The organism is Streptomyces viridosporus (genome assembly GCF_002078235.1).
Taxonomy (GTDB): Bacteria; Actinomycetota; Actinomycetes; order Streptomycetales; family Streptomycetaceae; genus Streptomyces; species Streptomyces viridosporus.
Window position 1 is genome coordinate 1 of the sequence record NZ_MSGP01000788.1, and the last position, 339, is coordinate 339.

Consider the following 339-nt stretch of genomic DNA (forward strand, 5'->3'; position numbering starts at 1 on the left):
CCCCGGCGGCGGGGTGGCGGTAGCGCGAGAGGCCGTGCACGGCGAGGCCGTGCCAGGCGGCCGCGCGGACCACCGACGGCTCGGTGCCCGGCGGGAGTCGGAGCACCGCGTGCAGTCCCGCCGCGATCCCGGTGACCCGCACGTCGGGGGCCCGGGTGGCGAGTGCCTCGACCAGGGCGTCGCGGCGGCGCCGGTAGCGCAGGCGGGCGGCGCGGACATGACGGTCGTAGGCGCCGGAGGTGAGGAACTCGGCGAGGGTGAGCTGGTCGAGGACTCCGACGGACCGGCCGCCGCCGTGCGCGACGACCTCCGGCACCAGCGACGGCGGGAGGACCATCC

The 339-nt window shown here is 78.8% G+C and carries 1 pseudogene; it reads right to left on the minus strand.

The features are described from left to right. Positions 1-4 precede the first annotated feature (4 nt). Positions 5-339, minus strand: a pseudogene (locus B7L92_RS37545) (PLP-dependent aminotransferase family protein); the annotation flags it as partial.